Genomic DNA, 14,728 nt, shown 5'->3' with positions numbered 1-14,728 from the left:
GCCGTCAGTCCTAAACCCTATTTCCTTGTTAGAATACGAATATGCCAACTTTAGCTGAACGATTAACGTACCCTGATGAGATTGCTTTACCTCCAGCTCATCTGGGTCTCAAATGGGAGCCACTACAGGCTGCCCATGCGCCGGAAGTCGCGGAACTTGTGCGTGATTGTCAGCGATATGACGGAGCAATCGCCTCCACTTCGGATGCCGAGTTGGCAGATATGATCGAGGGCGGTCGTGGCCAGACAGTAATCAAGGCGATTGTCGGATTTGATCACCATCGTAAACCTCAGGCGCTAGCTGCAGTTCGAGTTCCTACTGACGCTACGAAATCGGTACATGCTACGCTCGAAGCTTCCATCGCCCCGACTTGGCGGGGGAGAGGAATAGGACGAGTCGTCCTCGTCTGGCAAGATCATACGGCCCGAAAAATTATTCATGAAACCTACGGAGACCAATCAACTATTGGAGTTGAAATCTCAGCAATCGTGCAGGGAAACAACGACTCAGCTAGGAGTCTTTTCGTCGCTGCCGGTTACACCCCTGAGCGCACATTCGATGTTATGTACGCTGATTTAGCGCGCCCGATTGTCACCTATCAACTCTCACCCGACTATGAATTTGCCTCCTTCCCAGTAGGCGATGAGCGCGAAAAAGTACGACAACTTCATTTAGAAACTTTCAATGACCACTGGGGCGACCAACGCGATTTTAATGACTGGTGGGAAAGTGCCATGGCCAGCCTTGATTTGCGCTGGTCCACCATCGTTAGAGAAAAAGCTACCGGGGAAATCGCCGGATATGCTGTCGTGGCTCGTCCAGTTACCCGTTGGATGCTAACTGGTATCAAGGAACTGTACGCCGAACTTGTCGGGGTCAGCCGTAAACACCGTGGTAAAGGATTGGCTAGGGCGATGCTCTCATATGCGGTAGAAACCGCGCGAGCAGACGGAATGCAACGTTTTGGTTTAGATGTTGACGTCGACAACCCATCCGGAGCCGGCCAAATTTATACTCAAATTGGGTTCGAACCATTAAAAAATTTCACCTACTATACGGTGGAGTTGTAGATGAACCCGCCAAGAAAAGCACTGACGCTACCGCCAGATACTGAACAAATTAAATGGCGATGGATGGCCGAATCCGATGCCAGACTAGTGCACCAAGTATTCAATGAAATCGAAGAGCTCTCGCAACCGTTCTTCCGGACAACGTTTGATGAAGTACATCAGCTATTTACCCAAACCTCCAAATGGCTTGGGATTATCGGGGTAGATCGGGCCGGCCACCCACGGGCATTTCTGCACGCCAGGTTAAAACTGGCTGCCAACATGCAGGTTCCTTGTAACAGTGGAACCCACCCAGATTTTAGAACTTCGGAACTGATTGAGAATATGCTTAACTGGCAGGAACAAGCTGCTGCTCAGTTAGCGTCCACCGTTGGGGTTACCACTGGCTACAGTATCGTCTGTTCTGCGCAATATCATGATTTAGATATTTATTTAGCGGCACTACAGCATCGCAACTATGAATGGACCTCATCATTTCATGAAATGCGAGCCGAACTGGATCCGATTCCGCCAGTCGGCGTGGCAGGTCCACTGATTCAAATCGAACCTTGGAATGCCAATTGGGAAAACCTAGTGCGTCTAGCGGCTTTAGAGTTTGCGCCCGAAACTGTTCACTCTCAAGGTCGTAGCCTCAGCCAGTGGATGTCGAACCGAAACAACTTTGATCCTTCCCTTTCTTTTGTAGCCTTAGATCGGAGTACCGACCGGGCAGAAGTCGCCGGCTTTATCATGACTGCCAAGTACAAAGAGGACTGGGAAATCCTAGGATGGCAAGAAGGATATATTGACCTACTAGAAGTTGGCCCCCAATGGCGAGATGAAAACGTGGGTCGAGAACTAGTAGTTGCCGTCATGCACGCTTGTGCCGAGGCAGGGTTGGCAAAGGTCGCAACTGGGGTCTCTTCCCATCACGAAGCTGCTGCCACTAGGCTCTTTGGCTCCTTAGGATTCGAAGAAGTTTCACAAGAACGAAAATATACTCTCGAAGTCTAACGGTCTACCCCTCATAGAGGGAATATGGCGACGTTCAAATAAGCAGAGCTAATAACCGTGGAAATCTCCTGCTTCCAGTAGCTCGCTGTGACTTGAACTAGCACTGGACTAAGTACACCGGACCTCGATGATAGGGCGGCACTACCAATGAGAGGAAGACAAGCTTCCCATCGCAAAGCAGCTAGTTGACAAATTCCACCCAAGAACTAACTGCGGTGCCCGAACCGTCACGCTTTTCATTCATTGGTGGGAGCGCTACTGGTGCGCCTTGTGCATCTAGTGGACGTGGCTGGGCATTAGTTACCCAAGCACGGCTAAGCTCGCTCTGCCCACTGAGGAAGCGCATGGCTCTTACTCCCATAGTATTGCGTCCCTTTGCTGGGAAGACCGACAAGGGCGTCCATTTAACGGCAGCAATCGGCTCACCAAAGAGACCGCCCTCGTCTGCCACCATGGTCATGGCGTAAGCGTCCTCTTGGTCGGAGATAACGCTAAAAGCGAGGACTTCATCGCCCGATTTCAAGGCGATACCACCCATACCGCCCGCATTCAAACCTTGTGGACGCACCGCTGACGCTGGGAAATGCAGTAATTGTGCCAGTTTGGTAACGAAGACTAATTCGCTCTCATCTGGACACGGTGCCGCTCCAATCACTTGGTCACCAGGGTTGAGGGAAATTGCCTCCCAGTCATCCTTAGAAATCGGGTGTTCACTACGAACCCGTTTAACTACACCTTGCTTGGTGCCGAGGGCGAATGGGGGCGCCTCGGGATCTAGATCCAAGAGGCAGAGCGGCTTGGCACTAATCTGTGGGACCAAAAGATTAACATCCGTACCACCAGCAAAAGAAGGTGCCCCGGTAGCTCTGGGCAAGGTAGGCACAGTGAGGACATCAAGCTTATGAACCATCCCGTCTTCACAAAGCACCCCAACTGTAGCGCGATTTGAAGTGAGCAAAGTCGAACGACGGGCATCTGCGGTCAAACGATCACCCTCGGTAGGTAATTCTTCTTCACCAGCAAAGCGGGCAATAGTTCCTTGCGGCGTCAAAACCAGTTGGCAAGGCTCGTCAGGGACTTCCAGCGGTACGTCACCAGCCTTAACCGTCGCGGCGTCAGCAACCAAAACAGTGCGACGTGGAGTGGCCAAGCGTTTCGCCACTGCACGTAGTTCGATGCCAACTTGAGCGCGACGCTTTGGCTCGGAATCAGCCAGTTCTTGCAATTGGGCAATTTCAGCCAGCAAGTCATCTCGCTCTGTTTCCAGCTCAAGTTTTGCCAACTTAGTTAAACGACGAAGCTGGAGAGACAAAATATGTTCAGCCTGAACCTCGCTCAGCTCAAAGGCTGTCATTAAGCGAGCCTTAGCGGTGGCCACGTCATCGGAGGAACGGATAATGGCAATGACGTCATCGATATCCAGCACCGCGATTAGCAGGCCTTCGACTAGGTGCAAACGATCCTGACGTTTTTGCAAGCGGAATTGAGTGCGTCGCAAAACGACTGAAAGTCGGTGCTCTAAGTAGACCTCCAGCATTCGCTTTAAGCCGAGGGTTTGCGGCTGACCGCCGACCAGCGCGACCGCATTAATCGAAAAGGAGTCTTCTAGCGGAGTGTGCTTATACAAGGAGGCCAAGACGGCATCAGGATGGAAACCGTTTTTTACCTCGATTACCAAGCGAAGTCCGTGGTGTCGGTCAGTCAGGTTAGTGACGGCAGAAATACCTTTGACCTTGCCACTATTGACCATATCCTTAATCTTTTCAATGACGCGTTCGGGGCCAACCATGTATGGCAATTCAGTAACGATAATGCCCATTTTTCGGGGTGAAACCCGTTCAATCGTGGCTTTGGCTCGTGTCTTGAAAGCGCCGCGGCCACTTTCATAAGCTTCTTTGACGCCATCAAGTCCAACGATCTGGCCACCACCGGGCAGATCTGGACCGGGAATAAAACGCATCAGTTCTTCAGTGGTAGCTTTCGGATTTTCCAAAAGGTGGCAGGCTCCAGCGCAGACCTCACCTAAGTTATGGGGCGGGATATTGGTAGCCATACCTACTGCAATCCCCGAAGCCCCATTAACTAAGAGGTTAGGGAAGGCAGCCGGTAATACCTCCGGCTGCATAAACTGATTATCGTAGTTGGGGACAAAATCAACTACGTCTTCATCTAAATCAGCAACCAGATCCAAGGCTGGTTGTGCCATACGCGCTTCAGTGTAACGAGGGGCTGCCGGACCATCATCGAGTGAACCGAAGTTACCATGACCATCAACTAAAGGTACCCGCATCGAAAAGTCTTGGGCTAGGCGCACCAAAGCATCATAGATAGCCGCATCACCATGAGGATGCAATTTACCCATAACATCGCCTACAACGCGCTGAGATTTTACATGCCCTTTATCGGGACGCAAACCCATCTGACTCATTTGGTAAACGATGCGACGCTGTACCGGTTTCATGCCATCACGGGCATCAGGCAGAGCACGAGCATAAATTACTGAATACGCATACTCGAGAAAGGATTTTTCCATCTCAGTCGATACATCAGTATCTACAACTTTAGATTCAACTTTACTAGTGCTCTTTGCCATGTGGTCATTTTCCCTTATTCCACCCGATTTTGTCAGCCTACCACGCCGCAAGAGGGGTTAGACTAGGGGCATGATTGAGCTTCCAGATTCGTTAATTCAAGATATTAATCGTGCCGGTGTCCATCCAAAGCAGTTGATGCACTCCCTGCAACGTGCCCTCGGTACGCAAACCTTGCGAGGATGGTTAGTGCAGGTGATGACTGATCTAGATTCGATGGAAATTTTCCGTCACGTTACCGTGGCAGCTTTTTCTGATACTCACTTTTTTCGGGCACACGTTGATGAGGAGGATGCCGAAGCAATGATTTCGGTCGAGGTCGTTAGCTTGCCTCGGATTCACACGTACCTAGTGGCGGATGCTTATGACACAAAACTCCCTGATAGTGAGCAGCTTTCTGAGCTCAGTCTGCGTTTAAACTGGGGGAGTATTCGTCGTTTTGGGCTTGACCCTAACCAATGTAGTGACCCGAGCTGCGATGCAGATCATGGTTATCAAGGGGTTTCTACGCCGGACGATCTGTTATTGATTGCGAAGCGGAACGTGGATGGACCAGAAGAAATAGCGAAGATGGAAGATTTTATTGCCCAGTTGCTGCCGCGTTTGTTGGCTGCTTCGAAATGAGGCTGACTCGTGACCCTGGCATCAGATAAATGGCGCTCCAGCCTGCAGCGAATTACCGGAACTGAATACCGCGGTGGGCAACTTGTTCAATTAAGTGAAGCGATTATGGCTAGTCTTAGTGGAGGGCAGGCAAAAGACCTAGACTTGGGCACTAGTCAAAGCGTAATGTTGCTCTTGATTGACGGGCTAGGCTTTGAACAATTGCAGCAATTTCGTGCCCATGCTCGCAATCTAGCAGAATTTGTGGGGGAGCAGATGGGACTCTCTTGCGTTCCCGCGACTACCACTGCTGCTCTCTCAACCACTTTTACCGGAGAGCTACCGGCGAAACATCGGATGCTCGGCTACAGTTTGTTCGTCGCAGAAAAGCGTTTCAATCTTCTGAATTTTAATGATGCGCCCATGCCCGCGAAAGAATGGCAGGCATGTCCAACTATTTTCGCGGAGCTCAACTTACTAGAGATTCCCAATCGAGTAGTGCTAGCACCAAAATACCAAGGGTCGGGATTAACTGAAGCACTTTTTTCTGCGGCCGACTTTATCCCAGCGGCTAATGGTGAACAACGTGTAACTGCGCTAAAAAAAGCTAGCTATTTACCCGGTTTCACTTATGGGTACTGGCCAGAAGTCGATCATGCCGGACACCACTACGGAGTTGGTTCCCCACAGTGGCTCGCCGCCCTGGAACAGACCGATAGCGAATTTGCGCAACTGCGGCGGCAAATGAATCAAAATTGTCGGCTCATCTTGGTTGCTGATCACGGTATGGTCAATTCACAGCCTGATCATGCCTTTGATCTAGCTTCGGAGCCACACCTTGCAAAAGGGGTGAAAACGATTGCGGGCGAACCAAGGGCGGTACACGTCTTTGCCAATGAGACTAAGGAAGTTCCAGATTTAGTAGCCCGGTGGAAAGAAAACCTAGGCGAGTACGCTTGGATTTTATCGCCAGAAGAATCGCGAATATTACATGGTGGCCAGAGTGAGTACAACGGTGATTTTCAAGTTTATTTTAAAGAAAACTACACTCTAGGTGACAGCCGTTTCCAAAGTCCCCAAATGCTCTCTCTAGCAGGTGTTCATGGGTCGTTAACCGTAGCAGAGATGCAGATTCCACTAGCTTGGGAGTAAGTGGCCAGTCTCTGTTTAGGTCAAGTTGTTTTGCTACTTGCCGCGCCCGAAAATGATGTCGTCCCACTGCGGGACAGAAGGACGCCCTCGTTTAGTCCGCTTAGGGGGTGTAGGTTCTGTCTCCGGCGCTGAGGCCGACAACCCTTCCATGCCAGGGAGAATACCGGTTTTGGGTTCGTCATCTTCAGCTTCGGAATGTGGTAGTTCTTCGACTACCTTTGCGGCTGATTGAGTCGCACTATCTTCAGAGTCGAGTGGGGATGTGAGTGGAAGCTCAGTAGTAGCCACAGCATCCTCCTGAGCTGGCGCAGACGGTTCAGAGGACATGACCTCAGGCTTTGGAAGTGGGGTGGGCTCCTCGTCAACGGGGATCAAGTTAGCTGTGGTGTCTTCCGAGGTTTCAGTAAGTACTGATTGTCGTTGTCCTCGGCGGGCTGCTAGCCGATCTAACAAGCTAAGAGTCTGACCATCGATGGGTTGTGGCGCAGCGGCCTGATGGGCCCGGTTTGGTGCGGGAGGAAGTACACCGGAAGTTACCGAAGTTTCGGTTAACCAGCGAGCTTCGTCATCCAACGCAGTTAAAGTATGGTGACGCTGATCAAATTCCCACGTCGCCTCTAACTGATTTGCAGCTTGAACGAATGAAACTTTAACTATCCAGGGTTGGTGGCCAGTCCGGGTGGCATCCCACGTGATAGAAGTCGGGTCGACACCACGCGTAGCGAGACGATTCGGCACCAATTCACCAGCGGTGGGGCTTTGCCGATCAGAACCAATGGTGGTCGCTTTGGCTAGATTCGCAATATAGGCGCGTTCACCCAAAATGACGTGTTCGAACTGTGCGACAGTTGCCTGATCCACCTGGTAAGAAACAGCGATTTCTGCCGGAGTCATCCCTGCGCGCATCAAACGCTGCATATCTCGAGGGGTGAGTTCACTCTGCTTATTAGTTAACGAAGCCAGGGCACGACGTTCTGTGCGAACTAGCTGACGAAGCTGATCATCAATCGTGACGGTGTAACGTACACCCTCTTCATCAGTAAATACCAAATGCTGCTCATCGCTGTGCAAACCTAAAAGTTCGAGTTCACGCATGATTCCTCCATTGTTGTTAGGAATAGAGTGTCACGATTTAGCGAGAGGAAAAATGAATCGCACGGAGTGTCGGAAAATCGGCTAATTTTCATTTGACATTGCAATCTTGGCCGCAGGTGGCTATTATGCGAATCACGTTTGCAAACAGAACAACTGATTCGGAAGGACATTCGAACAATGGCAACAGATTACGATGCCCCCCGCAAGAACGAAGATGAAGAATCGACAGATTCGATTGAAGAACTGAAGTCGCGACGGAGCGATGCCGGTTCGAACGCCGTCGATGAAGACGAAGCGGAAGCAGCAGAAGGCTTTGAACTTCCTGGCGCGGATCTTTCTACTGAAGAGCTAGCTGTAGAAGTAATTCCACGTCAAGAAGATGAATTTACTTGCTCAGAATGCTTCTTGGTACACCACCGTTCGCAACTAGCGCAGGTCGTCGACGGTCTCCCAGTTTGTGCTGAGTGCGCTGAATAGTAAGCTATTTTCTGGTCGCCAAAGATGAGGAGCTAACCATGGGACTTTTTTCTCGTAAATCTAAAGCAAAAACCGAGCCAAATGAGCCCGAAACCGCTGAGACGGTAGCTGGAAAGTTGCCTGAAGAAGACGAGAGGCCCAAGCTAGAAACTCCTTTTGTGCCAGATAATACAGTCGGGCCTAAGAGCTTAGGCCTCGGCGAAGAGATTCCTGATGGGTATGGCGACCTCGGTATTTTAAAAATCAAGGCAGTACCCGGAATGCAAGTAAATTTGGGTTCCGAGGACGAAACTCAACCTCCTTTCCATCAGGCAACTTTCCTGATTCAGAATTCGGCAGTGCAAGTAACCGTTTTCGCAATTCCCAAAGGCGAAGATGGCTGGCAGAAAATTAAGAGCCAGTTGGCAGAAATGTTTGCAGATCGTAACTACTTGGTCAAAGAACGAGAGACTCGATACGGTCAAGAATTATTCGTCGAGGCCGAGGTCAGAACTCCCGACGGCCGCCTCGGAGTAACTCAGATGCGAGTTGCCGGGGTGACCGGTGAACGTTGGGCATGTCAATTCACCGTTTACGGGCCAGCCGTAGATCCCGAGAGTGAATCGGCTCAGAAACTCGATGAGTTCCTTGATGAAATGTTGATTAGTCGAGGCAATACACCGATGCCACCATACCGACCAATCGCCTTGACGCCGCCACAGTTGTTAAATGCTTGATTTAACATGTTTGAATATCTAAATCAAAGCACAGCAAGGCTACGTCATCGTTGGAATAAACACCGTGAAGATCGCCGTGCCAGCAATGACTCGGAAGAAAGACAGCTAGCCAAGTTACAAGATCGTGTGGGCGCGATTCCGATGCGTGAGGCGAAGAATCGGACCCCAGTAAAAGTAGCTGGGGTAATTCAATCAGTGACCTTTAACTCGAAAGAGCAATCCTACGGGCTCAGCGCCGTGCTAACAGATAAGACCGCAAGCGTACAGTTGCTATGGATGGGGCGAAAAGAGATTCCTGGCGTGATCCCCGGAGCAAAACTTGTTGCTCAAGGGATGTTGGCTAATGTAAACGGTCTAGCAACCATAGTTAATCCCAAGTACACGCTGCTACCGATTGAGGAATATTAATGAGTGAAGCTGGTATGCCCTTAGAAGACAGCTCTAACTTGGAGACTAATGATGAAGTGGAAGGTATCTTACCGGCAGGAAAACTTGGCCAACAAGTAACCCAAGAAGAGTTTTCTTGGCAAAGTGCTGTTGGCGGAACTAGAGGTCTGCTCGAAACCACCTTGCCAGGGGTCGGCTTTATCTTCGTCTACGTAGTGGCACAGAACCTGAATCTGGCATTGGCCGTAGCACTAGGTCTAGTAGCCCTATTCCTAGTCGTCCGGTTGATTCAAAAGAGCCCCATCAATTCGGTTTTATCAGGCTTTTTTGGCATTTTAATTGGTGCCATCTGGGCATGGAAAAGTGGTGACGGGGTACATTTCTATACTTTTGGGCTCATCACTAATGCGGTAGAAGCCTTGGTCGTCGGTGGAGCTACCCTAATCGGTTACGATCCAGTTTCTTGGGGTCTTAGCTACGCCGGTCTAGACCTACCATCAGGTTGGAAAAAAGTAGAAAAGTACCAACCACTTTTGAAAGCCTGCCGGCAGGCTAGCTGGCTACTAGCTGGCATGGGAGCGATTCGGTTAGCGATTGAACTGCCCTTGTGGTGGTTTGACTATGTGGTCGCTTTGGGAACCGCCAAACTCATTCTAGGATTGCCGTTCTTCGCCCTCGTTATCTGGCTTATGTGGAGTATCGTTACCAACAGCCTAAAGCGCTTGGGACTACGCTAAGAAGCTCAGCTAAAACAGGCTAGCTAAGTCTAACTAATAATTTAGGAGTGGAAAAGCACTCCCAAATCTTTACGCTTTTTCCTCGTTATTTCTCTTCGTAGTCACCATTTGTGCGATAGCGTCAATCGAATCTGGCTGATCTCTAGGAACCAAGAAGAGCATTTCATCTTGTTCTACCAAAACCGCATCAGCTTGTGGGGCAATCGGACGACCATCACGAAGCAGCGAAGAAAGGACAATCCCCGGAGGCAAGGCCAAATCACCAATTCGCTGATCGGCAAGGATTGATCCTTGCGGAATGACCACCGCGTAAAGATCAACTCGTGCCGCATTGAACGTGAAGATACGAACTGGGGCACCGGTAGAAACTGCTTCTTCCACCAATGCGGTCATCAGACGAGGTGTTGAAACTGGGACATCAACGCCCCAAGTAGCATCAAACATCCATTCGTTTACATAGTTATTGACTCGGGCTACCACTCTCGGTACCCCAAATTCGGTTTTAGCTAGCAAGGAGATTACTAGGTTTGCCTTATCGTCACCGGTCGCAGCCACAATCACGTCGCACTGGCCAGCCCCAGCTTGCTCCAAGGCCTCAGGTGAACATGCATCAGCCAAAATCCAGTCTGCCGCAGCCACCGAAGCTACGCGTAACTTACTTGGCTGCTTGTCGATGAGAGTAACTTCGTGGTTATGCGCTAAAAGTTCACGAGCAATCGAACGCCCAACTGAACCTGCACCAGCGATTACGATTTGCATAATTTCTAGTCTTCCTTTTGTGGGGTTCGTTGTAAGCCACGTACGGCCGCAACTCGGGCCGATTCATGTACCGCAAAAAAGACTTCATCGCCTTCTTGGAAAACCGTTAGCTCATCAGGGATAACGCCCTCGGAAAGACGACGTAGGAAAGCAACCTTGGTCCCAAACTCACGTTCGAACTCGGTGATCCTGATGCCAGTCCATTCCTCGTTAACTTCTTCATGCACAATCTGCATATCAGATGGGGCATCATTAAAAATTACGTCTGATTCAGAGGGAATCATCCGTTGCAGCATTTCAGAGGTTGTGTACTTGACTGTGCCGACGGTCGGGATCCCCAAACGTTGGTATAAAACTGCTCGTTGTGGATCATAAATACGAGCCACAACGCGTTCTACCCCAAAAGTCTCGCGCACTACGCGTGCCGCAATAATATTTGAATTGTCGCCGTTTGAAACTGCCGCAAAAGCGTAAGCCTCTTCGATTCCAGCTTGGCGCAGAGAATCACGATCGAAACCTAAGCCAGTGACTCGTCTGCCATTGAAGTTGGCGGGCAAACGACGAAACGCATCCGAGTCGCGATCGATGACCGCAACCGAATGACCCATCTGATCTAACTGTGAAGCTAAAGAGGACCCAACACGTCCTGCTCCCATAATGACAAAATGCACAAAAAGAGCCTACCTGAGACTCACCGTAAGCACAACAGTTTCGAAACTGCGCGAAGCAGACTAGAGTTAGACACTGTGCATGAACTTTTGACTTCAGTGAAACGAGTGTTGGTAGGGCGTCCGCGTCGAAGTACCGCCCTCGCCAAAACACTAATGCCGAAACGTATTGCGTTTCCGACCTTCGCAGCTGACGCACTTTCGTCAGTAGCCTACGCGCCTGACGAGATTTTGCTGACCCTAGCGTTGGCAGGTGCCTCGGCCACCATGGTTTCGCCTTGGATCGGCCTGATGGTAGCGATTGTGCTTGCCGTCGTCATCTTGTCATACCGTCAAACAGTGCATGCTTATCCTTCTGGGGGCGGCGACTACCAAGTTGTCACTAAGAACCTAGGAAGAAAACCCGGCCTAATCGTCGCCTCAGCCCTCCTAATTGACTACGTGCTGACCGTAGCCGTATCAATCTCTTCGGGTGCGGCCTACTTGACTACCGTATTCCCCAGCCTAGATGCCTACCGCACCGAAATTGCGATTCTGGTTGTGCTCTTGATGGTGCTGGCCCACCTCAGAGGCGTTAGGGAATCTGGAACCGGATTTGCGATCCCAACCTACCTTTACCTTTTCTCCCTAGCTAGTTTGGCTGCGGTAGGTTTATGGAAGGAAATGGATGGCACCCTTGGGGTGGCAGACTCGGCGAAATATGAAGTTATTGCGACCTCAGATTTCACCACCGGGCTGACTGGTATCTTAGGCGCTTTCTTAGTAATGCGTGCATTTACCTCAGGCTGCGTAATGGTTACTGGGGTAGAGGCCGTTTCTAATGGTGTGCCATCTTTCGAACGTCCTAAGTCAAAAAATGCTGCCACGACACTAGCGCTTTTGGGCCTGATCTCAACCGGCATGCTGTTGGCTGTCCTGCACCTTGCTAGAATTACGCAGGTTCGTTTCGTTTCAGATCCTGCCACGCAGCTCCTTCTACATGGACAGCCGGTACCGGAAGGAACCGTTCTCGATCCTGTGATCGGCCAGCTTGCTGGGGTAGTCTTCGATGGTCACCCACTAGCTGTATTCCTAATCTCAGCAGCTGCTGGGCTAATCCTTTTGCTAGCTGCCAATACTGCATTTACTTCATTCCCCGTATTAGCTTCAGTGCTTTCCAGAGACTCGTTCTTGCCTCGCCAGCTCTATAAACGAGGTGACCGCCTTTCCTACTCGAACGGCATTTTGGCACTCGGCGGCGGCGCGATTGTCCTGATTGTGGCATTTAATGCGCAAGTTACCAGCCTCGTACAAATGTACATTGTGGGGGTATTTATTTCGATCACCATGTCGCAGTTGGGCATGATTCGTCACTGGAACCGCGAACTAAATGAAGTGATCGATGCTCGTAGTCGGCAAAAGTATCTGCGGGCTAGGTTGATAAACCAAATTGGCCTAGTCCTAACCGCGCTAGTGCTGGTAGTTGTTTTGTTCACCAAATTCGCCCACGGTGCTTGGCTGGCATTATTGCTGATGGCTCTGCTTTACCTGATGATGCTCGGCATCTATAAGCACTACACAAGAACCTCGAACGAACTCAAAGTAACCAACCTATCTGCAGCACGAGTACTACCCACCAGGATTCACGCCGTGGTTCTAGTATCGAGTCTGAACAAGCCTGCTATGCGTGCCATTGCTTATGCTCGTGCAGCCACCCCAACTTCAAGCGAATTGCTTTCGGTGCTAATGGAACCGCAAGATCTTCCCGCCTTAAAGGCGCAATGGGAAGAAGCCGCGCTGCCGATGCCATTGACCTTCATCGATTCACCGTATCGTGACATTACTGGGCCTGTCTTGCAATACATTCGTACCTGGCGTCGACGTAACCCAAGAGATCTGGTCGTTGTGTATATTCCCGAATACTTAGTTGAGCATTGGTGGCAAAACATTTTGCACAACCAAACCGCACTACGACTCAAAACTCGTTTGCTATTTACCCCAGGTGTCGTAGTCTGCGCCGTGCCTTGGCGACTAGGACATGAAAGCCGGAAGACCTCGCTAGTGCGTATCGTTAACAATGACCAGGACACTGCTGGTAAGAAGGAACAAGCTTGAGCAAGTATCGACGCCCTCGGGGCAAAAAACCTAGTCCGCTAAAACTAGGAGAGGAACTCCTGACCCTAGAGATAACTGGAGTTGCCCATAAAGGGATGGGAGTTGCGCACCATGAAGGGCAAGTGGTGTTTGTCCGCAATGCCCTTCAAGGGGAAAAAGTTTTGGCTCGACCATACGCCAAAAAAGGCAAGATTCTTTTCGCTTGGGCAACCAAAATCCTCAAATCTAGTTCCCAGCGAACCGCCTCTTATTGGGCAGATGCATATTTGCCCGAGGAAGCTCCAGCTGGCACTCTCTTGCCAATCGGCGGGGGAGAACTATGCCATCTCACGCCCGCAGGCAGTCTTGCTTGGAAACAAGAAGTACTCAAAGATACTCTTCGACGTGTTGGTGGGAGCCAAACCTACCTCAACGCGGAAAAGACCTTTATCGATGAGCGGCCGCATTTTCTTCAGGTAGAAACCTTCCCCAGTGGGCGTAGTCGAGTAGAGTTCATGATTTCCTCTAACCTACGACCAGCCATGTACCAAGTTGCCAGTCAAACTTTGCAACCAGTTACCCAGTTTCCCCTTGCCACCGAGGCGATCCGCGCCCTCGACTTTTTTTCTGCGCAAAGCCGATGGCAAAAACTTTGGAAACCGCAAGATCGAATTCGCGTAATCGATACCTTAGATGGTGTTTTTGTCAGAATCGGAACTCAGTGGCATAACCACTTAGGTGAAGCAATCGAATTGACCGAAGTCACCTATCCCACCGAGGACGGGGTGGGTTTAAAAGCGAGTCCAGACGGTTTTTGGCAAGCACATATTGAGGCTCCGAAGCTACTCACTAAAACAGTAAAGCAACTCCTTCGCGGTGTTGAGAGAAAGCATGTGCTAGAGCTTTTTAGCGGTTCTGGGCTACTGAGCACAATATGGCTACAAGATGGTGCAATAGCTAGTTTCACTACCGTCGAGGGCGATCCTACTGCCACCAACATGGCGCGCAAAAATCTCGCCGACTATATCGCCGAAAAAAATCTACCAAAACGTTCCTACCGGATCGAGGGCGGATACATAGACGGGGCAGCGGTCGCAAAACTGCTAGCTGAATTTCCGCCAGCAGAGCTTAAAAATACTTTGATCTTGGCAGACCCTCCCAGACAAGGGCTAGAGCAAGGCTTACAAGCAGAACTTGCCCGACACCCTGGACCGGTACTGTTAATCAGCTGCGATCCCGCGGCTTTTGCACGAGACGCAGCGGCACTTTGCGAACATGGTAAAGAGCTAAAGCAGCTTATCGGTCTCGACATGTTCCCAGGTACCTACCACTTCGAAACTATCGGGCTTTTTCGCTAAAACAAAGTCGGGTATCAATAGTGAAACCATTGATACCCGACTGAGTGGA

Annotated in this window: 14 protein-coding genes; 10 read left to right on the top strand and 4 right to left on the bottom strand. The window is 50.4% G+C overall.

Annotated features, from left to right (window positions below):
- The first annotated feature begins 41 nt into the window (after positions 1 to 41).
- Together BK816_RS04745 and BK816_RS04740 are read left to right on the top strand one after the other, a co-directional pair.
- On the top strand, positions 42 to 1,070 hold the full coding sequence (locus tag BK816_RS04745) for a GNAT family N-acetyltransferase (protein ID WP_071164149.1): 1,029 nt from the start codon (positions 42 to 44) through the stop codon (positions 1,068 to 1,070).
- Positions 1,071 to 2,063, top strand: a complete 993-nt coding sequence (locus tag BK816_RS04740; RefSeq protein WP_071164148.1) for a GNAT family N-acetyltransferase — start codon at positions 1,071 to 1,073, stop codon at positions 2,061 to 2,063.
- Between the two features lie 181 nt (positions 2,064 to 2,244).
- On the opposite strand, the gene BK816_RS04735 is transcribed toward BK816_RS04740, so the two are convergent.
- Entirely contained in the window at positions 2,245 to 4,656 is a 2,412-nt protein-coding gene (locus BK816_RS04735) for a DNA gyrase/topoisomerase IV subunit A (RefSeq protein ID WP_071164147.1), read from the bottom strand.
- Positions 4,657 to 4,726: 70 nt separating this feature from the next.
- On the opposite strand from BK816_RS04735, the gene BK816_RS04730 reads away from it, so the two are divergent.
- Both BK816_RS04730 and BK816_RS04725 read left to right on the top strand, forming a co-directional pair.
- Positions 4,727 to 5,278, top strand: coding sequence for a DUF5998 family protein (locus BK816_RS04730; protein ID WP_071164146.1), 552 nt, complete (start codon positions 4,727 to 4,729; stop codon positions 5,276 to 5,278).
- A 9-nt stretch (positions 5,279 to 5,287) separates the two neighbouring features.
- Positions 5,288 to 6,409 (top strand): alkaline phosphatase family protein, encoded by a 1,122-nt coding sequence (locus tag BK816_RS04725; RefSeq protein WP_071164145.1) that lies wholly within the window; start codon positions 5,288 to 5,290, stop codon positions 6,407 to 6,409.
- A gap of 33 nt (positions 6,410 to 6,442) precedes the next feature.
- On the opposite strand, the gene sepH is transcribed toward BK816_RS04725, so the two are convergent.
- The gene (gene sepH, locus BK816_RS04720; protein ID WP_071164144.1) at positions 6,443 to 7,504 is read right to left on the bottom strand and encodes a septation protein SepH; all 1,062 of its coding nucleotides are present in this window, start codon (positions 7,502 to 7,504) and stop codon (positions 6,443 to 6,445) included.
- Between the two features lie 177 nt (positions 7,505 to 7,681).
- On the opposite strand from sepH, the gene BK816_RS04715 reads away from it, so the two are divergent.
- Genes BK816_RS04715 through BK816_RS04700 form a run of 4 tightly spaced genes read left to right on the top strand, consistent with a single transcriptional unit; the run spans position 7,682 to position 9,821 of the window.
- Positions 7,682 to 7,981, top strand: a complete 300-nt coding sequence (locus tag BK816_RS04715; RefSeq protein WP_071164143.1) for a DUF4193 domain-containing protein — start codon at positions 7,682 to 7,684, stop codon at positions 7,979 to 7,981.
- Between the two features lie 38 nt (positions 7,982 to 8,019).
- Entirely contained in the window at positions 8,020 to 8,697 is a 678-nt protein-coding gene (locus BK816_RS04710; RefSeq protein ID WP_071164142.1) for a DUF3710 domain-containing protein, read from the top strand.
- 6 nt (positions 8,698 to 8,703) lie between these two features.
- Positions 8,704 to 9,105 (top strand): single stranded DNA-binding domain-containing protein, encoded by a 402-nt coding sequence (locus BK816_RS04705; RefSeq protein ID WP_071164141.1) that lies wholly within the window; start codon positions 8,704 to 8,706, stop codon positions 9,103 to 9,105.
- Complete coding sequence (locus tag BK816_RS04700; RefSeq protein WP_083379076.1) at positions 9,105 to 9,821, top strand: DUF3159 domain-containing protein; 717 nt, start codon at positions 9,105 to 9,107, stop codon at positions 9,819 to 9,821. The genes BK816_RS04705 and BK816_RS04700 overlap by 1 nt, the downstream gene beginning before the upstream one ends.
- Before the next feature lie 69 nt (positions 9,822 to 9,890).
- Here BK816_RS04700 and BK816_RS04695 read toward each other — a convergent pair whose 3' ends face one another.
- Entirely contained in the window at positions 9,891 to 10,580 is a 690-nt protein-coding gene (locus BK816_RS04695) for a potassium channel family protein (protein WP_071164140.1), read from the bottom strand.
- A 5-nt stretch (positions 10,581 to 10,585) separates the two neighbouring features.
- Positions 10,586 to 11,251: a potassium channel family protein gene (locus tag BK816_RS04690; protein ID WP_071164139.1), complete on the bottom strand. Its 666-nt coding sequence runs from the start codon at positions 11,249 to 11,251 to the stop codon at positions 10,586 to 10,588.
- A gap of 75 nt (positions 11,252 to 11,326) precedes the next feature.
- Here BK816_RS04690 and BK816_RS04685 point away from each other — a divergent pair, with 75 nt between their 5' ends.
- Both BK816_RS04685 and BK816_RS04680 read left to right on the top strand, forming a co-directional pair.
- Complete coding sequence (locus tag BK816_RS04685; protein ID WP_071164935.1) at positions 11,327 to 13,342, top strand: APC family permease; 2,016 nt, start codon at positions 11,327 to 11,329, stop codon at positions 13,340 to 13,342.
- Positions 13,339 to 14,679, top strand: coding sequence for a class I SAM-dependent RNA methyltransferase (locus BK816_RS04680; RefSeq protein ID WP_071164138.1), 1,341 nt, complete (start codon positions 13,339 to 13,341; stop codon positions 14,677 to 14,679). The genes BK816_RS04685 and BK816_RS04680 overlap by 4 nt, the downstream gene beginning before the upstream one ends.
- The last annotated feature ends 49 nt before the right edge of the window (positions 14,680 to 14,728 follow it).

This window comes from Boudabousia tangfeifanii (genome assembly GCF_001856685.1).
GTDB lineage: Bacteria > Actinomycetota > Actinomycetes > Actinomycetales > Actinomycetaceae > Boudabousia > Boudabousia tangfeifanii.
This window is presented reverse-complemented; position numbering and strand designations above follow the sequence as displayed.

Coding starts and splice junctions, on each gene's coding strand:
- BK816_RS04730 (WP_071164146.1), top strand. CDS start 4,727: ATGATTGAGCTTCCAGATTCGTTAATTCAAGATATTAATCGTGCCGGT.
- BK816_RS04705 (WP_071164141.1), top strand. CDS start 8,704: ATGTTTGAATATCTAAATCAAAGCACAGCAAGGCTACGTCATCGTTGG.
- sepH (WP_071164144.1), bottom strand. CDS start 7,504: ATGCGTGAACTCGAACTTTTAGGTTTGCACAGCGATGAGCAGCATTTG.
- BK816_RS04735 (WP_071164147.1), bottom strand. CDS start 4,656: ATGGCAAAGAGCACTAGTAAAGTTGAATCTAAAGTTGTAGATACTGAT.
- BK816_RS04695 (WP_071164140.1), bottom strand. CDS start 10,580: ATGCAAATCGTAATCGCTGGTGCAGGTTCAGTTGGGCGTTCGATTGCT.
- BK816_RS04740 (WP_071164148.1), top strand. CDS start 1,071: ATGAACCCGCCAAGAAAAGCACTGACGCTACCGCCAGATACTGAACAA.
- BK816_RS04700 (WP_083379076.1), top strand. CDS start 9,105: ATGAGTGAAGCTGGTATGCCCTTAGAAGACAGCTCTAACTTGGAGACT.
- BK816_RS04745 (WP_071164149.1), top strand. CDS start 42: ATGCCAACTTTAGCTGAACGATTAACGTACCCTGATGAGATTGCTTTA.
- BK816_RS04715 (WP_071164143.1), top strand. CDS start 7,682: ATGGCAACAGATTACGATGCCCCCCGCAAGAACGAAGATGAAGAATCG.
- BK816_RS04710 (WP_071164142.1), top strand. CDS start 8,020: ATGGGACTTTTTTCTCGTAAATCTAAAGCAAAAACCGAGCCAAATGAG.